The 21,561-nt window shown below is 70.7% G+C and carries 18 protein-coding genes and 1 riboswitch; of the genes, 7 read left to right on the top strand and 11 right to left on the bottom strand.

What is annotated here, in order from left to right:
* Nucleotides 1–89: 89 nt before the first annotated feature.
* The gene (locus tag LR394_RS25015; protein WP_231446476.1) at nt 90–668 is read right to left on the bottom strand and encodes an HhH-GPD-type base excision DNA repair protein; all 579 of its coding nucleotides are present in this window, start codon (nt 666–668) and stop codon (nt 90–92) included.
* Nucleotides 665–1,159 carry a universal stress protein gene (locus LR394_RS25010; RefSeq protein WP_231446475.1) on the bottom strand — a complete coding sequence of 165 codons (495 nt, stop codon included), beginning with the start codon at nt 1,157–1,159 and terminating at the stop codon, nt 665–667. The genes LR394_RS25015 and LR394_RS25010 overlap by 4 nt, the downstream gene beginning before the upstream one ends.
* A gap of 81 nt (nt 1,160–1,240) precedes the next feature.
* Here LR394_RS25010 and LR394_RS25005 point away from each other — a divergent pair, with 81 nt between their 5' ends.
* Nucleotides 1,241–1,729 carry an NUDIX domain-containing protein gene (locus tag LR394_RS25005; protein ID WP_231446474.1) on the top strand — a complete coding sequence of 163 codons (489 nt, stop codon included), beginning with the start codon at nt 1,241–1,243 and terminating at the stop codon, nt 1,727–1,729.
* A gap of 233 nt (nt 1,730–1,962) precedes the next feature.
* On the opposite strand, the gene metX is transcribed toward LR394_RS25005, so the two are convergent.
* The 5 genes from metX to LR394_RS43180 form a co-directional block, all read right to left on the bottom strand.
* The gene (gene metX / locus LR394_RS25000) at nt 1,963–3,141 is read right to left on the bottom strand and encodes a homoserine O-acetyltransferase MetX (RefSeq protein WP_231446473.1); all 1,179 of its coding nucleotides are present in this window, start codon (nt 3,139–3,141) and stop codon (nt 1,963–1,965) included.
* 4 nt (nt 3,142–3,145) lie between these two features.
* On the bottom strand, nt 3,146–4,462 hold the full coding sequence (locus LR394_RS24995) for a bifunctional o-acetylhomoserine/o-acetylserine sulfhydrylase (protein ID WP_231446472.1): 1,317 nt from the start codon (nt 4,460–4,462) through the stop codon (nt 3,146–3,148).
* A gap of 90 nt (nt 4,463–4,552) precedes the next feature.
* Nucleotides 4,553–4,664: riboswitch (SAM riboswitch) on the bottom strand.
* Nucleotides 4,665–4,748: 84 nt separating this feature from the next.
* On the bottom strand, nt 4,749–5,981 hold the full coding sequence (locus LR394_RS24990) for a DUF4192 domain-containing protein (protein ID WP_231446470.1): 1,233 nt from the start codon (nt 5,979–5,981) through the stop codon (nt 4,749–4,751).
* A 94-nt stretch (nt 5,982–6,075) separates the two neighbouring features.
* The gene (locus LR394_RS43185; RefSeq protein ID WP_231446468.1) at nt 6,076–6,936 is read right to left on the bottom strand and encodes a matrixin family metalloprotease; all 861 of its coding nucleotides are present in this window, start codon (nt 6,934–6,936) and stop codon (nt 6,076–6,078) included.
* A 334-nt stretch (nt 6,937–7,270) separates the two neighbouring features.
* Nucleotides 7,271–8,935 carry a GGDEF domain-containing protein gene (locus LR394_RS43180; RefSeq protein WP_231446465.1) on the bottom strand — a complete coding sequence of 555 codons (1,665 nt, stop codon included), beginning with the start codon at nt 8,933–8,935 and terminating at the stop codon, nt 7,271–7,273.
* Between the two features lie 328 nt (nt 8,936–9,263).
* On the opposite strand from LR394_RS43180, the gene LR394_RS24975 reads away from it, so the two are divergent.
* The 5 genes from LR394_RS24975 (at nt 9,264) to LR394_RS24955 (ending at nt 15,208) form a co-directional block, all read left to right on the top strand.
* Complete coding sequence (locus tag LR394_RS24975) at nt 9,264–10,487, top strand: pyrophosphate--fructose-6-phosphate 1-phosphotransferase (RefSeq protein WP_231446463.1); 1,224 nt, start codon at nt 9,264–9,266, stop codon at nt 10,485–10,487.
* A gap of 103 nt (nt 10,488–10,590) precedes the next feature.
* The gene (locus tag LR394_RS24970; RefSeq protein WP_407937124.1) at nt 10,591–10,995 is read left to right on the top strand and encodes a YccF domain-containing protein; all 405 of its coding nucleotides are present in this window, start codon (nt 10,591–10,593) and stop codon (nt 10,993–10,995) included.
* A 43-nt stretch (nt 10,996–11,038) separates the two neighbouring features.
* Entirely contained in the window at nt 11,039–12,694 is a 1,656-nt protein-coding gene (locus LR394_RS24965) for an ABC-F family ATP-binding cassette domain-containing protein (RefSeq protein ID WP_231446459.1), read from the top strand.
* A gap of 49 nt (nt 12,695–12,743) precedes the next feature.
* On the top strand, nt 12,744–14,363 hold the full coding sequence (locus tag LR394_RS24960; protein ID WP_231446457.1) for an ATP-dependent DNA ligase: 1,620 nt from the start codon (nt 12,744–12,746) through the stop codon (nt 14,361–14,363).
* On the top strand, nt 14,360–15,208 hold the full coding sequence (locus LR394_RS24955; RefSeq protein WP_231446455.1) for a phosphatase PAP2 family protein: 849 nt from the start codon (nt 14,360–14,362) through the stop codon (nt 15,206–15,208). Before LR394_RS24960 ends, LR394_RS24955 begins: the two co-directional genes overlap by 4 nt.
* A gap of 67 nt (nt 15,209–15,275) precedes the next feature.
* Here LR394_RS24955 and LR394_RS24950 read toward each other — a convergent pair whose 3' ends face one another.
* The 3 genes from LR394_RS24950 to LR394_RS24940 all read right to left on the bottom strand — a co-directional run bounded on the left by LR394_RS24950 (nt 15,276) and on the right by LR394_RS24940 (nt 18,013).
* Nucleotides 15,276–15,509 carry a DUF397 domain-containing protein gene (locus LR394_RS24950; protein ID WP_231446453.1) on the bottom strand — a complete coding sequence of 78 codons (234 nt, stop codon included), beginning with the start codon at nt 15,507–15,509 and terminating at the stop codon, nt 15,276–15,278.
* 123 nt (nt 15,510–15,632) lie between these two features.
* Nucleotides 15,633–16,562 carry a PAC2 family protein gene (locus tag LR394_RS24945; protein ID WP_231446452.1) on the bottom strand — a complete coding sequence of 310 codons (930 nt, stop codon included), beginning with the start codon at nt 16,560–16,562 and terminating at the stop codon, nt 15,633–15,635.
* A 281-nt stretch (nt 16,563–16,843) separates the two neighbouring features.
* Nucleotides 16,844–18,013 carry a PadR family transcriptional regulator gene (locus LR394_RS24940; protein ID WP_231446451.1) on the bottom strand — a complete coding sequence of 390 codons (1,170 nt, stop codon included), beginning with the start codon at nt 18,011–18,013 and terminating at the stop codon, nt 16,844–16,846.
* 158 nt (nt 18,014–18,171) lie between these two features.
* On the opposite strand from LR394_RS24940, the gene LR394_RS24935 reads away from it, so the two are divergent.
* On the top strand, nt 18,172–19,794 hold the full coding sequence (locus LR394_RS24935) for a peptide chain release factor 3 (RefSeq protein ID WP_231446450.1): 1,623 nt from the start codon (nt 18,172–18,174) through the stop codon (nt 19,792–19,794).
* Here LR394_RS24935 and LR394_RS24930 read toward each other — a convergent pair.
* A complete protein-coding gene (locus tag LR394_RS24930; RefSeq protein WP_231446449.1) occupies nt 19,791–21,548 on the bottom strand; it encodes an alkaline phosphatase D family protein in 1,758 nt (585 codons plus the stop codon). The genes LR394_RS24935 and LR394_RS24930 overlap by 4 nt on opposite strands.
* Between the last annotated feature and the right edge of the window lie 13 nt (nt 21,549–21,561).

Below are 21,561 nucleotides of genomic sequence, written 5' to 3'. Positions count from 1 at the left end.
GCAACCTCCAGCGTACGGCCTACTGCTCGACCGGCCACCGGAATAACCTCACGCCACGCGGACGTGACGTTTTTGTGACTACCCGGTGCTCAGGCCCGGGCCGCCTTCGCCGCCGCTTTGACCGACTTCTTGTAGTCGCGGACCTTCAGCAGCGAGTCGTCGTCGACCACGTCGGCCACCGAGCGGAAGCCCTCCAGCCCGTAGTCACCGGCCGCCTGGCGCCACCCCTGCGGGCAGACCCCCACCTGCTTGCCCAGCAGCGCAACGAAGATCTTGGCCTTCTGCGGCCCGTACCCCGGCAGCGCGTTCAGCCGCTTGTACAGCTCGGCCCCGGTGGCCACGTCCTGCCAGATCAGCGAGGCGTCCCCCTGGTACTGCTCGAGCACCGCCCGGGCCAGGTCCTGCACCCGGGCGCCCATCGAGCGGGGGTAGCGGTGCACCGCGGGCGGGCCGGTCATGATCGCGATGAAGGCGTCGGGATCGGCCTCGGCCACCGTCCGCGGGTCCAGGCCGTCGGTGCCCAGCCGGTCGGCGATCAGCCGGGGCCCGGCGAAGGCCTTCTCCATCGGCACCTGCTGATCCAGCAGCATGCCGGTCAGCAGGGCGAACGGGTCACGGCCGAGCAAATCGTCGGCCGAGGCCGACTGGGCCAGGCGGATCGTGCTCAACGGATGCTCTGGTGCTCGTCGACACTGCTCACCGAGAGGGTGAACACCTCGCCGTCGTGGCCGGAGTCGTCGAGCGGGGCGCGCTGGTCGATCTTGACCGCCAGCACCGGGCAGGAGGAGTCGAGCAGGATGCGCTGGGCGCTGCCGCCCAGAATCCGCTTGCCCACCCCGGTACGCCGGCGCAGGCCGATCACGATCAGCTCGGCGTCGGTCTCCTCGGCCACCGCCAGGACGTCGTCGGCCGGCTCGTAGGCGTCCCGGATCCAGCGGATCTCGAGTTCGGGCTCGGTCAGGCCCAGTTCGGCGCAGATCGAACGGACCTCTGCTTCGGAGGCCTCGAGCGCCGGCCGGCGGGCCCCGTAGTTCTCGGCCGGCGTCTGCTCGGAACTGACCACGATGAGACGGGTCCGGCGCAGGCGGCACTCCTCGACGGCGCGCCGCAGCGCGGCCCGGCCCTCGGTCGTGGGCACAAATCCGACCAGTACTGGCATAGGAAACCTCCTGCCTGGGACGTTACCTCACTGCCCACCCCAGGGGCACCGACCGCCGGTGGCGAAAGTACGGTGAACCCCATGGCCGGCGGCGATGGCAACGGATGGGTGCACTGCGATTGCGGCCATCGGCACTGGGGTCTGCACGGCGCAGCCGGCCTGGCCCTGGTGCGGACGGGCACGCGCCCGCGGGTGCTGCTTCAGTTGCGTGCTGCCTGGACGCACGAGGGCGGTACGTGGGGCCTGGTGGGTGGCGCCCGGGACAGTCACGAGACTGTAGCCGAGGCCGCGCTGCGCGAAGCGGCGGAAGAGGCCGAGGTGGAGCCCGATCTGGTAACGGTTGCCCGGGAGCTGGTGGGCACCGACCACGGAAACTGGGCCTATACGTACGTGATCGGTCTGGCCGACGACGCGCTGACGGTGACGGACGTAACGCCGGAGAGCGATGCCCTGGAGTGGGTGGAGCTGGACGAGGTGGCGGATCGCGAGCTGCATTCCGCGTTCGCGAGCTCATGGCCGGTGCTGCTCACCGCGATCCGCGAGGTGCTGCTGGTCAGGTCGGGTCTCTAGGACTGTCCTGAGAAGCAACGGACGTTGTGGCCGGGTGGGGCGGCGGCCGGTCACCGAGGGTGCCGGGTGGGTCGGTGGGCGACGGCGAAGCCGTCGGTCCTGGCGCGCAGCCATTGACGTGCTTCGGGTTCGGTAGCCCGGCCCCGATTGCGTTCGGAAGGGCAGATCCGCGGCGATTTCCGGGCGGTGATCCTGGTCCTGCGGCCGTAGGCGGGGTTCACCGCAGGGGGTGCTCAGCGCGCGGCGAGCTCAGCCTGAGCCGGTTCACCCAGCAACTCGGTCAGGATCTCCCCCACCCGCTCGATCTCGACCAGGAAGCCGTCGTGACCGTAGGGCGAGTCGATCACCCGCAGCGGAGCGCAGTCGGGGATGCCCGCGGCGATCTCGGCGCTCTGCTCGGGGGTGTAGAGCCGGTCGCTGGAGATCGCGGCGATCGCGGTGCGGGCGGTGACCCGGCCCAGCGCGGCGGCCACCCCGCCCCGGCCCCGGCCCACGTCGTGCGCGTTCATCGTCTGGGAGAGCACCAGGTAGGAGTTGGCGTCGAAGCGGTGGGTGAGCTTGGTGGCGTGATGGTCCAGGTACGACTCGACTGCGAACCGGCCGCCGCCCCCCAGCGGGTTCTCGCCCTGCTGCGGCAGCCGGCCGAAGCGCAGGTTCAGCTCCGCCTCGGAGCGGTAGGTGGTGTGCGCGATCCGGCGGGCCACCCCGAGACCGGCGTGCGGCCCACGGCCCGGACCCGCGTCGTAGTAGTCGCCGCCGCGGAAGTTGGCGTCGCTGCGGATCGCCATCAGCTGCGGCGAGCACCAGGCGATCTGGTCTCCGGTGGCGGCCGCGGTGGAGGCCAGCACGTACAGCCGCTCCACCCGGTCCGGCTCCATCACCGCCCACTCCAGGGCCCGCATCCCGCCCATCGAGCCGCCGACCACCAGGCCCCAGCTGCGAATGCCGAGCTGATCGGCCAGGGCCCGCTCGGCGGCGACCTGGTCGCGCACGGTCAGGTAGGGGAAGCGACTGCCGTAGGGACGGCCGTCGGGGGCCGGGCTGGAGGGACCGGTGCTGCCCTGGCAACCACCGAGCACGTTGGGGGCGACCACGAACCAGCGGTCGGTGTCGAGCTCACGGCCCGGGCCGATCAGCCCGTTCCACCAACCGGCGGTGGGGTGCCCGGGCCCGGCCTCGCCGACCACGTGGCTGTCGCCGGTGAGGGCGTGCAGCACCAGCACCGCGTTGTCCCCTGTGGGCGAGAGGGTGCCCCAGGTCTCGTAGGACATCTGGACGTTCTCGAGCACACCACCGCGCTCGAGCGAGATGTCCCCGATCTGGGCGAACCGGCGTCCCCCGCGGGGATCCCCGGCCCGCCAGGCGCCGGATGCCGGCGGCACGGCGGGCACGGAAACCTCCTGCGTACTCATATGTTCAGCCGACCTCAGCCGCCCGGAACCCGGCCTCGAGGTCGGCAAGGATGTCCGTGATGTTCTCCAGCCCCACCGACAGCCGGACCAGACCCGGGGTGACCCCGGTGGCCCGCTGTTCCTCCTCGGTGAGCTGGCTGTGCGTGGTGCTGGCCGGGTGGATGACCAGGCTGCGCACGTCGCCGATGTTGGCGACCAGGCTGTGCAGCTCGAGGGCGTCGACGAAGCGGCGCCCGGCCTCCACCCCACCCTTGATCTCGAAGGCCACGATCGCCCCGGTGCCCTTCGGCGCGTACTTGCGGCCGAGCTCGTACCAAGGGCTGGTGGGCAGGCCGGCGTAGGCCACCGACTCCACCTCGGGCCGCTCCTGCAGCCAGTTGGCCACCTTCTGGGCGTTCTCGACGTGCCGCTCGATCCGCAGGCTCAGCGTCTCCAGGCCCTGCGCGATCACCCAGGCGTTGAACGGTGAGGCCGCCGGGCCGAGGTCGCGCAGCAGCTGGACCCGGGCCTTGAGGATGTAGGACAGGTTCGCCCCGAGCGGGCTGCCGACCCCGAGGTCACGGCCGTAGACCAGGCCGTGGTAGCTCGGGTCGGGCTGGTTGAACCCGGGGAAACGCTCCGGCTGGGCGGCGTAGTCGAACTTCCCGCCGTCCACGATCACCCCGGCGATCGCGCCGCCGTGCCCGCCGATGTACTTGGTGGCCGAGTGCACCACCACGTCGGCGCCCCACTCCAGCGGGCGGATCAGGTACGGCGTGGCCACCGTGTTGTCGACCACCAGCGGCACCCCGGCCTGGTGGGCCACCCCGGCCACGCCCTCGATGTCGAGCACGTCCTGCTTGGGGTTGGAGATGGTCTCGGCGAAGAAGGCCTTGGTGTTCGGCCGGACCGCGGAGCGCCAGGACTCCAGGTCGTCCGGGTCGGCCACGAAGCTGACCTCGATGCCGAGCTTGGGGAAGGTGTAGTGCAGCAGGTTGTAGGTGCCGCCGTACAGGCTCGGGCTGGCCACGATGTGGTCGCCGGCCTCGGCGACGTTGAGCAGCGCCAGCGTCTCGGCGGACTGCCCGGAGGCCACCAGCAGGGCCCCGACCCCGCCCTCGAGACTGGCCAGCCGCTGCTCGACCACGTCGGTGGTGGGGTTGTTGAGCCGGGTGTAGATGTTCCCGAACTCCTTGAGCCCGAACAGGTTCGCCGCGTGCTCGGTGCTGTCGAACACGTACGAGGTGGTCTGGTAGATCGGCAGCGCGCGGGCGCCGGTCGCCGCATCGGGCGTCTGCCCCGCGTGGATCTGCCGGGTTTCGAACGACCAGTCGGTGCTCATGTTCTGCACTCCTCCAGGCTCAGGGGCACAGGGGACCCGTGCCCTGGCAGGCTGTGGGGCCCGCCGGTGTTGAGACGGGTCGACTGGCGTCGACCGCGCTTGCTGTCGCATGTGCGACGGCCTGGTCATCACCCGGGGCACCCCACCGCGGAACGAGGGTTGCCGACCAGCAAGCCGGGGCTGTGTGCTGGTACTCATGACCTGGGATGCACAGTAATCGAGCGATCCCGGGTTGGCCCAGAGCGTCTCAGAATCTGGACTTCCGCGGTGGGATTCGCCGGATTCGTCACCCCGCCCACCCTTGCGCCGCCGGCCCCGAACCTGGCCCGTCGGCGGACAGTTCGACCCACGGCGGCGCCGTCCCGGTGGCACAGAGCGTCTCGACCAGCCCGGCCAGCCGCGGCAGCTCGTCCGGCAGAACCGGGTTCTCGGACCGCAGCCGTTCCATCAGCAGCCGGGTGCGCACCCCGTTGCCCCGGTACCAGGCCAGCAACGCGAGAACCGCCAGCACCGGCCCCCGCTCGGCCGCGGTACCCCGCCGGGCCAGCGCGGCCAGCACCTCCTCGCCCCGGGCGAACAGCTCACGATCGGGCGGGCCGGTGAAAAGCGTGCCCCAGTGCTCGGTCAGGTCGGGCGGCGCCTGACCGGCCAGCAACTGATGCAGCAGACGCACCCGGGTGACCCCCGGTGTGGCCGCCAACCGGACGAACACCGCGTCGCGCAGGTAGGAATCGCCGAGCTCGGCCACTCCCAGCCGGTCGGTGTCCCAGCCCTCGACCCGGCCGAGCAAGGCGTTGAAGGTACGCCACCACCGGCGCCGCCGACGCTCCGCCGCCGCCTCGTCGCCGGCCCCGTCACCGGCCCCGCCGTCGGCATCGTCCGCGTCGGCCGGATCCAGTTCGTCTGCCTCGGAGGACATCTCGTCCAGACTCTCGGCCACCGGCTCACCGACGTCACCGATCACGTCGTGCTCGCTGTCGGCCAGCCGCTCACCACGCATCACGTGAGCCACCGCCACCCGGCTGGACTCCACCTCGGACAGCGGACGGCCGGCCGCCGGGCAGCAGTCCTCGTCGGGACAGGTGAGCGAGCGGTAGGTGGTGGGAGTGACCCCGATCAGGTCGTACACCCACACCCCGGCCCGCAGCAGCCGGTGCGGCAACGCCCGGATGACCTGCGGCGCAGGCACGATGAGGGCATCAGCGGTGGCGACCACCGCGACCACCCGCAGCGGCAGCACGCCCGGCGAGAACGACGAGCCGGGCGGCACCCCGGCGAAAGCCGCTGCGCCGGGCCCGGTCACCGATTCGACGGCGGCGTCCAGCACGTCGGACACCCCGTCCGGGCCGAACCAGGCGGGCGTCAGATCGATCCGGAGCATCGAGCCGACCCGCCCGCGCGGGCCGTGCAACGCGATCAGCACGAGACTGTTGAGCGGTCGGAAACCCAGCGTGTACCAGACCGAGGCGATCAGATCAGCGGGACCGGCCTGGTTCACCGTTAGCTCGGAGGATGACATGCCGTCATCGTGCCCGGAAGCAGCCCACCCGAACCGGTTTCGGCGGCCGCCTGTGGACAAACCGGCGATCGTGTGAGTCACGGGGAGCCGGAGGTCAGAAGTCGCGGAAGCAGGGCCCGCCGGAGAGCCGGGCCAGCCCGCGACGGTCGCCGAGCTCGAACCCGTCGCTGTGCGGGCGCGCGGTCGGTGTGCGGTACATCAGCTCCGCCGGGTCGTCCACGTGGTCCAGGCCGACCAGGTGACCGAACTCGTGCAGCACCACGGCGTCCATCCGCTCCTGTCCGTCGGCCCAGCTCGCCACCTCGGAAAGGTGCTGCCGATTGAGGTAGACCACGCCGCTGACGTACCGGCGGTGCCCGGGCGCAGTCCCTGAGACCGCGTCCGGCCCAGCCAGCCCGGCGAACCCGGTCATGTGCGGGTACTCGGCCGGATCGGTCCACGCGACCAGCACCGGGGACCAGCGGTTTCCGTAGCGCTCGGGGTTGTGCGCGGGCCGGTTCACGGTAGGCCGCTCGGTGGTCTCACCGTCGTAGGCGAAGCGCAGCCCGGTGATCCGCTCGATCTCCTTCACCGCCCGCCACACCGCCAGTGCCCCACCCTGCGGCGCCCCTTCGGCCCGCACCACGTAGTGCACCGGACGGCAGGGATCCCAGCGCACCGGTACCTGCGAGCCGTCGTCCTGCAGCTCGAGCAGCTTGAAACCGCCTGTGCCGGAAGGAGCCGGGGCCGGGGCTGCGAGCGGAGCGGTGGCCACGTCCTGCGGCAGCGCCGGGTTCATGGACGATGCCCCGCCGCGCATCCAGCGCCCGCTCTGGTCGGAGGCGAACACCAGCGACAAGGCGAAGAGCAGGACCAGGCAGGCCGCCAGCGCAGCGGTCAGGAAGGCCGAGGTGCGCTGTTTCCGCCCGGCCGGGGCCAAGGCGGCCGCGGCCGGCTCCAGAGGGGCCGTTTCCACAGCAGAGACGTCGTCGCGGGGGCAGGACGGCTACATCGGCCCAAAGGGTGGTGACTTCTCGTCCACAGGGTCCAGTAGCGCGCAGAGATCCGACAAATGGACGCTCGCCTCACCGATCGCTACCGGCGTGGACCCCGAACGGGGAGACGAACGTCCATAAGTAGTGCTCTTAGGGCCTGTCCTGTGGATCATGGCCGTAGCGAGGAGGTGCCCGGGGCGTCGGCTGGGCGTGGCCGGTGGGGCCCCTCGCAATGGTTTTGCGTGGGGCCACGCCGGACGCGTCCAGACGGCGTCCCGGGTGCCCCGCAGTAGGCAAAGATCCGCAGGACAGGCCCTATCCCCCGACTGCGGAGTTACCCCCGGCCCGCTTGGCTGTGTACATCGCCTCATCCGCCCGCCGCAGCCACTCCTGCTCTTCGATCGCCGCCGTCCGCACCGCGATCCCGATACTTGCGCTGACCCGGGCCTGCGCCGAATGCGGGCAGTTGCGAATGGTCTCCAGCAATCGCTGGGCCAGTGCCTGCGCCCGCCCCTCGTCCAGCGCCGCCACCACCACGAACTCGTCACCACCCCAGCGCGCCACCACGTCCTCCAGCCGCGCCGCGGTCCGCAACGCCGCCGAGACCTCCTGCAGCACCTGGTCACCGGCGAGGTGTCCCTGCGAGTCGTTGACCTCCTTGAAGCCGTCCAGGTCGATCAGCAGCAACGCCACCGGCTCCCCGGCGGGCATGACCGCCGCCTCGGAGATGGCATCCGCTCCCCCGCGCCGGTTCACCAGGTTGGTCAGCGGATCCAGCCGCGCCGCCCGGGCCAGCACCCGCCGCTCGTCCGCGCCCCGCAACAAGTCCACCCGCGCCCGGAACAAGGCGTTCAGCAGCAGCGCAGTCTCGTCCTCGCGCCGCGCCGCCAGCGTCAGGTACTCCACCGTGCCGCTGCCCGGCAGCGTGACCAGCGCCTGCTCGGCCAGCATCACCTCGTACGCCAGCACCTGCCGCTCGATCTCCACCGGGTGCTCGTGCGACATCGCCAGCACCCGCCGCCCGAGGGTCACCCCTTCCTCGGCCCGCTCCAGCCGGACCAGCGATCGGATCACGCCGATCGCCCAGAACACCTGCGCGGAAGCAGCCTGCGGACCGCGTTCCAGCGCATCGCGTACCCCGGGCGTCTCGGTCAGGTGGGCCAGTGCCTTGGCGGGGTCACCGAGCATGGCGTCGGGCAGCGCGCTGAGCACCTGATGTTCCAGTTCGACCACCCGGAAGGTGTGCCCGTTGTCGATCGCGGCGGCCCGGCCGATCGCCGCCACCGCCTCGTCCAACTGGTCCCGCCCGGCCGTGAAGGGAGGCCGGTGAGCCGCACGTACGCCGCGCTCGGCGTACCCGAAGGCCAGATTGCTCAGGCGGGCGACCTGCTGGTGGCGAGGCAGATGCTGCTCCACGGAGGCCAGCCGGCGCTGCACCTCCTGCTCGCCCTCGGTGACCCCGGTCATCCGGTGCGCCAGGAGCAACGCCCCCAGCGCCGTCTGCACATCCTCGTCAAGGAGGTCTTTCAGGCCGTCCGCCGCAGCGGTGGCGTGGGCCAGCTGTTCCACCGCCTGCTCGCGCTGCCCCTCGCGGCGCAGCAGTTCCACGAGCAGAGCGCGGGCCTGCACCGCGCCGGCCGCGTTCCCGGTGTCCCGGCAGAACGCGACCAGCTCGCGGGCGACCATGGTGCCGATCGACGTCTCGCCGAGCGTCATCAGGCTCAGGGCCTGGACGAAGAGGGCGGCGGCGTGCGCCCTCGGCTCGATCGGTGAGCGCAGTGCCTGTTCCACCTCGGCCAGCACGTCCTCGGCGAGCCCGTCCTGGGCCCGCACCACCCAGTCGGCCCGCGCGTCCAGCACCGCCGCGGAGCTCCAGCGCCGGTGGGCGCCGGGTCCGGCGTCGGCCAAGGGGACGAGCGCGGCGTCGAGGGTGTGGGGAAGATCGGCCTGGTGGGCGTCGGACGAACTGATGGGGCCCACCTCCTGGTCGGGCTGCCGTCGCCGTCCCGGCGACGGTCCGTATCTCTTACCGGGCGTTCCGTAGTATTCCGGTCGTTGCTGTGCGCGATCTACATGGGCCCATGTTTCGGCACCGAGCGCCAGAACCGGTGGACCACCCGCCGATAAACGACAAAATATTCGCCCGTGTTTCATCCCGGCGAACCGATCACCTGAGACTAATGTCACGATTCGCTACCGTCGCACCGCCCAGCGTGTCCGGCCCGAAGGCCTGATCCCGGACGGGGCGAAGGTCCCCGGATACTGTGGCAGCGCCAATTGCCGTCCGGTTTGCACGGGAGCCCGAGCCATGTCCGTACGTCGTGTCGCACTGCTCACCGCAGGTGGTCTGGCCCCCTGCCTGTCCTCCGCCGTCGGTGGGCTGATCGAGCGGTACACCGAGATAGCCCCCGAGGTGGAGCTGATCGGCTACCGCAGCGGTTACGCCGGCCTGCTGGCCGGTGACTACCTCCAGGTCACCCCCGAGATCCGCCAGAACGCCCATCGGCTGCACCAGTTCGGTGGCAGCCCGATCGGCAACAGCCGGGTCAAGCTGACCAACGTGGCCGACTGCGTCAGGCGCGGTCTGGTCCAGGAGGGCCAGGACCCGCTCAAGGTCGCCGCGGAACAGCTGACCAAGGACGGCGTGGACGTCCTGCACACCATCGGCGGTGACGACACCAACACCACCGCCGCCGACCTGGCCGCCTACCTGCACGGCAACGGCTACGAGCTGACCGTGGTGGGCCTGCCCAAGACGATCGACAACGACGTGGTGCCGATCCGCCAGAGCCTGGGCGCCTACACGGCGGCCGAGCAGGGCGCGATCTACGCCCGCAACATCGTCGCCGAGCACTCCTCGAACCTGCGGATGCTGATCGTGCACGAGGTGATGGGCCGTAACTGCGGCTGGCTGACCGCGGCCACCGCGGCCAAGTACCGCGAGTGGGTCACCCAGCAGCAGTACGCCGGGTTCGGCAACGACATCCGCTCCTGGGACGTGCACGCGGTGTTCGTCCCGGAGCTCGACATCGACCTGGACGCCGAGGCCACCCGGCTGCGCAAGCAGATGGACGAGGTCGGTGCGGTCAACATCTTCCTGTCCGAGGGGGCGGGGGTGGACTCGATCGTGGCCGAGCTGATCGCCAAGGGCGAGGAGCCCGACCGGGACGCGTTCGGGCACGTCAAGCTGGACACCATCAACCCTGGTCAGTGGTTCGCCAAGCAGTTCGCCGAGAAGGTCGGCGCCGAGAAGGTGCTGGTCCAGAAGAGCGGCTACTTCTCCCGCTCGGCCGCCGCCAACGCCCAGGACCTGCACCTGATCAAGGGCTGCGTGGACCTGGCCGTGCAGAGCGCGCTGGAGGGGGTCAGCGGGGTGATCGGGCACGACGAGGAACAGGGCGACAAACTCCGGGCGATCGAGTTCCCGCGGATCAGGGGCGGCAAGCCGTTCGACACCGCGCAGCCCTGGTTCGACGAGCTGCTGGGCGCGATCGGCCAGGAGAAGGGCAAGCCGGTCAGCACGTCCCACTAGAACTTGGGACGTCGGTGCAACCTCCACGGGTCCTGTCTCGTTTGGGACCTGTGGAGGTTTTGTCACAACAGACCAAGAAAGCTGAGGGCTCGCCGTGGACGCGATCAACTTCGTCCTGAACGTGATCTGGTTCCTGTTCGTCGGGCTCTGGCTGGCCATCGGGTACGCCGTCGCCGGGCTGATCATGTTCGTGCTGATCGTGACCATCCCGTTCGGCATCGCCTCGTTCCGGATCGCCGGGTTCGTGCTCTGGCCGTTCGGGCGCACCATCGTGGCGCAGCACGACGCGGGCACGCCGTCGTTCATCGGTAACGTGCTGTGGTTCGTGCTGGCCGGGGTGTGGATCGCGATCGGTCACGTGGTCACCGGCGTCGGCCTGTGCCTGACCATCATCGGGATCCCGTTCGGCTGGGCCAACATCAAGCTGGCGCTGGTCGCCCTGGCCCCGCTGGGCAAGGAGATCGTGCCCTCCGGCAGCCCGCGGGCGCTGCCGCGGGCCTACGCCTGATATCGGCTTGAGTTGCGGCCCAGGATGAAACATCCTCTGGGTCATGTCTGCAACCCTGCTCGCCCGCGACCTCGCCGCCGGGCACGGTGACCGTCAGCTCTTCACCGGTCTCGACCTGGTGGTCGCGCCCGGCGATGTGGTGGGACTGGTCGGCGCCAACGGCGCCGGCAAGTCCACCCTGCTGAAGATCCTGGCCGGTCTGGGCGAGGCCGAGGCCGGCCAGGTCTCACTGAGCCCGGAACAGGCCACCGTGGGCTACCTGCCGCAGGAGCACGAACGGCGGGCCGGCGAGACCGTGCTGGAGTTCCTCTCCCGGCGCTGCGGGATCACCGCTGCGCAGGCCGAGATGGACGCCACCGCAGAGGCTCTGGCCAACGGCGGGGACGGCGACGCCTACTCGGTCGCGCTGGAACGCTGGCTCGCGCTCGGCGCCGCGGACTTCGACGAGCGGGCCGAGCAGGTCACCACCGAGATCGGGCTGGCCACCGGGCTGGTCGGGGGCCTGGACACGTTGATGAGCGCGCTCTCGGGCGGCCAGGCGGCCCGCGCCGCACTGGCCTCGCTGCTGCTCAGCCGCTACGACGTGATCCTGCTGGACGAGCCCACCAACGACCTGGACCTGAACGGCCTGGCCCGGCTGGAGCGCTTCGTCACCGAACTGCGCTCCGGCGTGGTGGTGGTCAGCCACGACCGGGAGTTCCTGACCCGCACGGTGACCCGGGTGGTCGAGCTGGACCTGGCCCAGCAGCAGGTCAGCGTCTACGGCGGTGGCTACGAGGCCTATCTGGAAGAGCGTGAGGTGGCCCGGCGGCACGCCCGGGAGGCTTACGAGGAGTACGCCGACACCAAGTCCGGCCTGGAGGAACGCGCCCGTACCCAGCGCAACTGGATGGACAAGGGCGTGCGCAACGCCCGGCGCAAGGCCACCGACAACGACAAGTTCGTCCCCAACTTCCGCGCCGAGTCGGCCGAGAAGCAGGCCGCCAAGGCCCGGCAGACGCAGCGGATGATCGAGCGCCTGGACGTGGTCGAGGAACCGCGCAAGGAATGGCAGCTGAAGTTCGAGATCGCGGCCGCGGCCCGTTCCGGTTCGGTGGTGGCCACCCTCGACCAGGCGGTGGTGCAGCGCGGCGAGTTCCGGCTGGGCCCGCTCACCCTGCAGATCGACTGGGCCGACCGGATCGCGATCACCGGTCCCAACGGCTCGGGCAAGACCACTCTGCTCTCACTGCTGCTGGGACGGGTGGAGCCGGTTGCCGGACGAGCCTCGCTGGGGTCGGGGGTCGTGGTCGGCGAGATCGACCAGGCCCGCTCCGCCTTCACCGGGGACGACACGGTGGCCCGGGCCCTCGGCGCACAGGTCCCGGACTGGCCCGATGCCGAAGTGCGCACGCTGCTGGCCAAGTTCGGCCTCGGCGCCCGGCACGTGCTGCGCCCGGCGGGCACGTTGTCGCCGGGCGAGCGCACCCGCGCGGGGCTGGCGCTGCTGCAGGCCCGCGGGGTGAATCTGCTGGTGCTGGACGAGCCCACCAACCACCTCGACCTGCCCGCGATCGAGCAGCTGGAGCAGGCCCTGGAGTCGTTCAACGGCACGCTGCTGCTGGTCTCGCACGATCGGCGGATGCTCGAGGCGGTCCGGGTGACCCGGCGCTTCGCGGTCGCGGCGGTGGACGGGGTGGGAACCGTTCGCGAGAGCTGAACGGACTCGTCGAAGTGTTCTTGTCGGTGGTCACCGGCAGAGTGGTCCCGTGCTTCTCTCCGAGATCGCGGCGGCCTCCGAGGCCGTCTCGGCCGCCTCCGCCCGGCGCGACAAGATCGCGCTGCTGGCGGCCTGCCTGCGTCAGGCCTCGGGTCGTGACGCCCCGGTGGTGGCGGCCTGGTTGTCCGGTCGCACGTTCCAGCGCCGCACCGGTCTGGGCTGGGCCTCCCTGCGCTCCGCTCCCCCGCCGGCTCCCGAGTCCACGCTCACAGTTCGATCAGTGGACGATTCGCTGGCCCGGGCCTCTTTGCTCACCGGTCCCGGGTCCGCCACCGAGCGGCAGGTCATCGTCACCACGCTGCTGGCCTCGGCCACCGCTCAGGAGCAGCGCCTGCTGACCGGGCTGATCTCCGGTGAACTGCGGCAAGGAGCGGCCGCCGGGCTGATCGTGGACGCGGTGGCCAAGGCGGCCGAGGTTCCGTTGGCTGCGGTGCGGCGAGCGCTGGCCGTGCACGGCGATCTGCCGGACGTGGCTGCCGCGGCGCTGGAGGGCGGCGCCGATGCCCTGAACGCCTTTCAGTTGTCGGTCGGGCGGGCCCTGGCCCCGATGCTCGCCGCGCCTGCCCCGGAAATGGGTGCCGCGCTGAGCAAGACCGGCCCGGCCGGCGTGGAATGGAAGCTCGACGGGGTGCGAGTCCAGATCCACCGGCAGGCCGACGAGGTCTCGGTGTTCACCCGCACCCTGGACGACATCACAGCCCGTGTGCCCGAGGTGGTCGACGCGGTGCGCGGGCTCGACCTGTCGGCCGCCATTCTCGACGGCGAGGTCATCGCGAGCACCGCCTCCGGCCGCCCGGCCCCGTTCCAGATCACCTCGGCCCGGGTGGCCCGGCGCGACGTCGAGAAGGCCCGGGCCGCAACACCGCTCGGCCTGACCCTGTTCGACGCCCTGCACGTCGACGGCGACGACCTGATCGATCTGCCGAGCTCCGGCCGCCGCACCCGGCTGGAGGCGGCGGCACCCGAACTCGTGGTGCCGCGGCACGTGGTCGAGGACCCCTCGGACGAAGCCGCCGTGGCCCGGGCCGAGGCGTTCGCGGCCGACACGCTGGCCCGCGGTCACGAAGGCGTGGTGGTGAAGTCGCTGGCCTCTGCCTACACGATGGGCCGGCGCGGGGCCGGCTGGGTCAAGGTCAAGCCCCGGATCACGCTCGACCTGGTGGTGCTGGCCGCCGAGTGGGGTCACGGGCGGCGCACCGGCAAGCTGTCCAACCTGCATCTGGGCGCCCGCGACCCGGAGGGTGAGTACGGCCCGCCCGGCGGCTTCGTGATGCTCGGCAAGACGTTCAAGGGCCTGACCGACCAGATGCTGGCCTGGCAGACCGAGAAGCTGCAGAGCCTGGCCGAGCGCGAGCTCAAGTGGGTGGTGCACGTGCGTCCCGAGCTGGTGGTCGAGATCGCCTTCGACGGGGTGCAGCGCTCACCTCGCTACCCGGCCGGCCTGGCCCTGAGGTTCGCCCGGGTCCTGGCTCATCGGCCGGACAAGCCGGCGGCCGAGGCGGACACCATCGGAACTGTTCGCAGCCACCACATCGTCGAAGAAGAAGAGGACCACGAGGCCGAAGCGGGAGCGGCCGCCGAGGTGGGCGAAGGATCGGAGCAGGTTTGACGAGCAACAGCCAGGATGACGACCACCACGGGCAGATGAGCCCGGCCAGGAACCCGCACCCGGCCGGCCTGCCTGCCGAGCCGGCGTCGCAGCCTGACGATCTGGCCGGAGACGATCCTTCGGACCACGAAGGGCGGCTGGTCCTGGCCGGAGTGCTGCTGTTCCTCGGCACCGCCCTGCTCGGTGGGTTCGTCCTCGTGATGGTGCTGGTGGCCACCGGCCTGCCCGGTGTGCCCGAGATCGACAACGAGGTGGCCACCGGGCTGCACGGCTACGTGGTGGACCGCAGCTGGCTGGAGCACACGCTCAAGGTGCTGGGCCATGCCACCGAGCCGTTCGTGCTGCGGGCGGTGTTCCTGATCCCCGCCTTCATCCTCTGGCGGCACGGCGCCCGGCGGGCGGTGGCCTGGATGGTCGCCACGCTGGCGGTCGGCGGGGTCCTGAACGCGCTGATCAAGCTCCTGGTCGATCGGGCCCGGCCGGACCTGCCGGAGCCGATCTACCTGGCGGCCGGAGCCAGCTTCCCGTCGGGGCACACCACCAACGCGGTGCTGTTCGCGGGCATCGTCGTGGTGCTGCTGGATCCCAGCCTGCGTCATCACCTGCGGTTGCCTGCGGACGGCCACGCCCTGCACCGCCTCGGGGCCCGGATCGCGCTGTGGGCCGGGGCTTTCGGGTTCGTGCTGCTGGTCGCCCTGGACCGGCTCGGCCTGGGCGTGCACTACCTCACCGACGTGGTGGGCGGATTCGCGTTCGGCCTGTCGATCCTGATGATCACCCTGGTCGCCTTCAGCCGCAGCAGCACGCTGAAGCTCTGGCCCCGAAAACAGGTGCCCACGAACTGAGAGCCGGGGACGGACACCGGTGGGTGCGCAGCGGCGGGCCCACCGACGTCCGTTGTTGTTGTTTCGCCTACTGCACGAGGTGGTCGAACTCGCCCTTCTTGGCCCCGTCCAGCCAGGCGTCCCACTCGGCGGGCGTGAACGACAGGACGTCGCCGGTCTCGCCGTCCTTGGAGTAGCGGACCTCGATCATGCCGTCGATGCGGCGCATCTCGACGAACTCGTCGCTGTCCTCGGCGCCGCTCGCCTTGATCCACGTGCTGTCGATGCCCATCACGAACTCCCCGAAAGGTGCAGAAATCACCGATCAAACACCGGCAGACTACCCAGATCGCGACGGGCGGTCACCTTGCCCGACCACACCGTCATCGATCCAGGTCGCCTCCGACGTCGTTGAGCCGTCGCCCAGGCGTCGATCCGCCGTTGATCAGACGTCGCCGCGGCCCTTGCGGTCGTTCTCCTCCGCCAGGAAGCGCTCCAGCTCGGCACCCAGTTCATCGGCCGTGGGCAACTCGCCCGGGCCGTCAGCCAGCGGAAGGGCGTTGCCCTCACCGGCCACGTAGGCGTCGTACTGCTGTTCCAGCGCGCTGACCACGGCGGCCACCTCGGGCTGGCCGGACACCTGCTCCTCGATCGCCACCCGGGTCTCGATGCCCGCCTCGATCAGCGAGCCGGTGGGCAGGGTGAGATCGGCCGCGTCGGCCACCGCGTCCACCAGGGCGACCGCCGCGTCCGGGAACTCGGCCTGGGTGAGGTAGTGCGGCACGTGCACGGCGAAGCCGGCCGCGTCCTTGCCCGCCTGCCCGAGCCGGAACTCCAGCAGACCGGCCACGTTACCCGGCACCTGCACATTGCCCGACCAGGTGTTCTTGATGCTGATCAGATTGCTGCGGGTGGCGTGCGCGGTCATCCCCGAGGGCCGGGTGTGCGGCACGGCCATCGGGATGGCGTGGATGCCGATGGTCAGGCGCACGTCGTAGTGGTCCACCAGTTCGGAGACCGCGGCGACGAACCGTTCCCACTGGATGTCCGGCTCGGGGCCGGTCAGCATCAGGAAGTTGCGGCCCTGAACGTCTTTGACCTCTTCGAGGATGAGCTGCGGAGCCTCGTAGCTCTCCCAGTGGTTCTCCATGAACGTCATCGGGGGACGACGGGCCCGGTAGTCGTACAGCTGGTCCACGTCGAAGGTGGCCAGGACCCGGTGCTCCAGCGAGCTCAGCAGGTGCTCACCCGCGAGCCGGCCGGCGTTACCTGCGTCGATGAATCCGCCGAGGGCGTGCACCAGTACCGGCCGGTCGAGCTGGCCCTCTTCCGGCTGCTCCTCGGCGAGCGTGTACAGATCCCGCGGATCCAGCACGTGCGTCCTCCTCTGTTGCCGGGCGCGCATTTCACCGTCGCGCACTGTGCTTCGTCGGCCCGCCGGCAGGCACCGATCCGCGAATCGGCGCGCCGGGACGGGCACCCGGCATCTACAACGCTACCGGTTCGTCGCAGAATCCCCGATCTCGTGTCCACTCTCAGCGAACAGCCTGAACCACTCCCGCGCGGACCGCACACCGGGACACCGGGACCGGCCTGCCGCTTTGCCGGAACGGACTTCCGGGCGTTCGGACCGGCCGTCCCGAACGCCCGGATCTGTCACTCTTCGTCACCGGCGACAACCGGCTCGTCCTTCTCCGCGGAACCGGCCGAGGCCTCCTCGGCGAGGATCAGGTAGATCCGCCGCCGGGCCTCGTCCAGCGCCAGCCGGGCCCGCTCGACCTGCTCGTCCGTGCCCAGCCGGGCGACCTGCTGCGTGGCCTGGCCCAGAGCGCCCATGCCCTCGAACAGGGTCTGCACTCGCTGCCGCTGCCCGGGCCCGGCCATCGCCCAGGGCTCGGCGAACTCCGACGGGTTCTGCTGCACGGTCTCGACGCCGGCGCCGGTGATCGAGAAGACCTTGCGACCGCCCTCGGCGTCCGCGGCCGTGATCAGCCCTTCGTCCTGCAACTGCTGCAGCACGGGGTAGACCGATCCGGGGCTGGGACGCCACAGGCCACCACTGCGCTTGGTGAGCTCGGTCATGATCGCGTAGCCGTGGTAGCCCTGCTTGGGATCCTCGGCCAGCAGCGCGAGGATCGCGGCCCGCACGTTGCCCCGCGGACGGCGCCCGCCGCGACCTCGGCCCTGACCTCGGCCCGGCCCGTCACCGCCGGGCCCCCAGCCACCACGGCCGAATCCACCGGGACCGAATCCACCCGGGCCGAAGCCTCCAGGACCGAACCCACCGGGACCGAAACTGCCCGGGCCGGGCCGGCCGAAACCGCGCCGACCACCGTGGAACGGGCCGTGACCAGGGAACCCCTCGCCACCGTCCTCACTTTCCGGGAAGTCCTCGGGGTCGATTCCCCCGCCTCGCGAGGCCTGCGCCCCGAACCCCGGACCGAACCCGCGCCCCGGTCCGAACCCACGGCCCGGACCAAATCCACGACCTGGGCCGAAACCGCGACCGAACCCGGGCCCGAATCCATGGCCGGACTCAGGACCACCCGGAAAGCCGAACCCCGGACGGAAACCCCGCCGTAGACGCCGGCCGCCGCGCGCCCACGGCGCTCGCCCCTCGTCCCCCTGCACATCGGCAGGCGAACCGTGCTCGCCCGGGGAACCCCAGGCCGGTTCTTCGCCGTTGAATTCCCCGCTGTCGAACTCTTCGCCGCGCCGATCTGCGCGGGGCTGCTCCTGCTGCATCATCTGCTGCTCCTTCCAGGCCATCGCCCGGGCCAACGCCGGGCCTGCGCTTCTCATCACTCGTGGTCGGTGCTTCGTCATTTCCTCCCACCCTTCTTTCGATACGTTGACGATATATCGCTAACGTATCGCTGTCGAGAGGGAAGCGAAGACGTCCTCCGAGCGGGTTGACGAGGCCGGGCGGCGGCCCGAGGCCCCGACGGTCCGGAGCAGTACCCGGCAGCAGGGACAATGGGCCGGTGAGCGCCGATACCCAGACTCCCGGGCCGACCACCAGCCACACCGCCGCGCAGGTCCTGGCCGAAGCAGGTCGCCGCCGCACCGTCGCCGTCATCAGTCACCCCGACGCCGGCAAGTCCACCCTGACCGAGGCTCTCGCCCTGCACGCCAACGCCCTGCGCGAGGCCGGGCACGTGCACGGCCGCTCCGGGCGCGCGGGCGTGGTCACCGACTGGCAGGACATGGAGAAGCAGCGCGGCATCTCGATCAGCTCGGCGGTGCTGCAGCTCAGCCACCGCGGGCAGGTGATCAACGTGGTCGACACCCCCGGCCACGCCGACTTCTCCGAGGACACCTACCGCGCCCTCACCGCCGTCGACGCCGTGATCATGCTGATCGACGCGGCCCGGGGCATGGAGGTGCAGACCCGCAAGCTGTTCGGGGTCTGCAAGCAGCGCGGCCTGCCGGTGATCACGGTGGTGAACAAGTGGGACCGGCCCGGCCAGGAGGCCCTGCAGCTGCTCGACGAGGTCGAGACGGTGACCGGCCTGAAGCCCACCCCGATCACCTGGCCGGTCGGGATCGCCGGCGACTTCCGCGGCCTGCTGGAGCGGCACAACGGCGGCTACGTGAAGTACACCAAGGCTCCCGGCGGCGCCACCCTCGCCCTCGAGGAGCGGATGAGCGCCGAGCAGGCGGCCGAACTGGAGGGTTCGTCCTGGCAGACCGCGCTCGAGGAGTCCGATCTGCTCAGCGCGACCGACGCCGACCACGACGAGGCGCTGTTCCTGGCCTTCGAGACCACCCCGGTCTACTTCACCGCCGCGGTGGCGAACACCGGGGTCGGCCAGGTGCTCGACGCCCTGGTGGACGTGGCCCCGATGCCGCGCGACCACCTCGACCAGGCCGGTAAGACGCACGAGGTGACGTCCGACTTCAGCGCCCAGGTGTTCAAGACCCAGACCGGCATGAACCCGGCCCACCGCGACCGCCTGGCCTTCGCCCGCATCCACTCCGGGGTGTTCCACCGGGGTATGACGGTGCGCGACAACCGCAGCGGCCGGCCGATGGTGCTCAAGCACGTCCAGACCGTGTTCGGGGCCGACCGTTCCACCGTCGACGTGGCCTACCCCGGCGACGTGATCGGTCTGGTCAACGCCCGGCACATCAACGTCGGCGACACGCTGTCCGAGAACGGCCGGGTGGCCTACCCCCCGCTGCCGGTCTTCGCCCCCGAGCACTTCCGCACGGTGCGGCCGAAGGATCTGGGCTCAGGCAAGTCGTTCCGGCAGGGGCTGCGCGAGCTGGACGCGGAAGGCGTGGTGCGGGTGCTCACCTCGGACACTCGCGGCCACGGCGAGCCGGTGCTCAGTGCGGTCGGCGCCCTGCAGTTCGACGTGGTCCAGCACCGGATGACGAACGAGTTCCGCTCCGCCGTGACGTTCACCGAACTGCCTTACACCACGGCCCGGATCGTGAACGCGGCCGACGCCCCGAAGCTGCGGGCCCGGCGGGACATCGAGGTGCTCGAGGACTCCGACGGCCTGCTGTTCGCCCTGTTCAGCGACGACTGGCGGGTGCGCAACTTCGAGCGCGACAACCCCGAGGTCAAGCTCGAGAAGCTGGTCGCCACCAGCATCTAGGTGCGGGACGAAAGGTCGCGGGCGATCTCGACTTCCAGCGGGAATCGCTCCGCGTCCCAGTCGTCCGCGGTCAGCGCCCACTGGTTGTCCGGCTCCCGCCCCGGCGAGGCGAGCGTCAGGGTGTTGCGGGGCGGCTGGGGCACCGCCTTGCGGGTCGATTCCAGCGTCATCCGGGCGGAGCGGCCCTCCAGCACCAGGGTCGCGATGGCGTTGCCGAAAACCGGCCCGCCGATCGACTTCCAGCGCATCAGCGTCTCCGGAATCGTACGCGGCCGGGTGAACAGCAGCCGGGCGATCCGGGTGACCGGGGCCGTCCAGGAGATGCTGAAGGCCAGCCGCATCACCGCCGGAATGGTGTTGTGCACCGGCGAGCAGGTCAGCTGGTAAACCTTCGAGACGTCCTTCGGCACCGTCTGCATCAGCGGCGTGACATCGGCCTCGCAGACGTAGCTGTGGTGCACGTCGCCGGACAGCACGCAGACGGTGGCCGGAGCCCCTTCCCGCGACGCAACGTCGGCGATCAGCCGGGAGAGCCGGTCGAACGAGGCCCGGAAGGCCGGCCAGTGCTCCAGGTCCGAGGCCCGGCGCAGCTTCTCGCCGATCTGCCCGCGCCGGCCGCCGCTCTCGGCCAGGTGCTCGTTCCAGGCCTCGATCTGATGCAGTGCGGGGGCCATCAGCCAGGGCAGCGAGGTGCCGATCAGCAGGTGGTCGAAGTCGCCCTGGGCCTTGTCCTGCACCCAGTCGAACTCGGTGTCCGAGAGCATCGAGCGCATGTCACCGTCGAGCATCCGGCCGCAGCGCGAGTCGATCACCACCAGCCGGGTCCGCCCCAGGTCCCGCCAGAACGACCAGCGGTAGCCCTTGCCCCCGTCCGCCTCGGCGTCCGCCATCTCGGCGAACTCGCGCAGCATCGGCCCGGCGTCCTCCCCCGACTCGGCCAGAGCCCGGACCCGCTGGTAGATCTCGTCGGCGGCCAGCTCGTCCGGGGCCAGGTTCCCGATGTGCTGGTAGACCCAGTACGAGACCAGCCCGCCGATGATCCGCTCGGACCACCACGAGGTCTGCTTCATGTCGGCCCGCCACGGCCTCGAGGTGTTCCAGTCGTCGTGCACGTCGTGGTCGTCGAAGATCATCGCGATCGGCACGGTGGACATCAGCCAGCGGATCTGCGGGTCACTCCACGACTCGTGGTAGAGCCAGGTGTACTCCTCGAAGTCGGCCACCTGCCCCTTGGGCTCCTGGGTGATGTCCCGGTGCCCGGCGATCCGCTGCTGGGTGAGCTCGGTGGTCTCGTCGGCGTAGACCTGGTCGCCGAGCATCAGCATCAGGTCGGGCCAGGCGTCCTCGGGATGGTTGGCGATCCGGACCGCGTAGGCCTCCAGCGCGTCCACCCCGTACTTGCGCCGCCCCTTCAGGGTGCGCTGGGTCGGCACCCGGCAGGAGCCGAAGGCGATCCGCTGCGGACGGCTGTGGTCGAGGGTGCGGATCCGCGAGGACGGCAGGGCCGGTTGCGACACGCCGGGGTCCACCGGTGGCCAGACAAGTTCACCGTTGAGACGCACGTCATACTCCACCACCTCGTCCGGGGACAGGTCCATCACCTGCACCAGGGCGTAGTGATGGCCGCTGACCTCGAAGGTCTTTTCGGTGGCGCCGAGCACGGACACCTCACAGCGGGTGTCCACCTCGACCCAGACCGTGGCGTGAGAGGCACCTACGTGCCGGAGGACCGGACCAAGGATCAAGGAGGGCACGCCCCCTTTCGTA

The sequence above is a fragment of the Kineosporia babensis genome (assembly GCF_021129305.1).
GTDB lineage: Bacteria > Actinomycetota > Actinomycetes > Actinomycetales > Kineosporiaceae > Kineosporia > Kineosporia babensis.
Note: the sequence above shows the minus strand (reverse complement) of the source record. Positions and strands in the feature narration are given on the sequence as shown.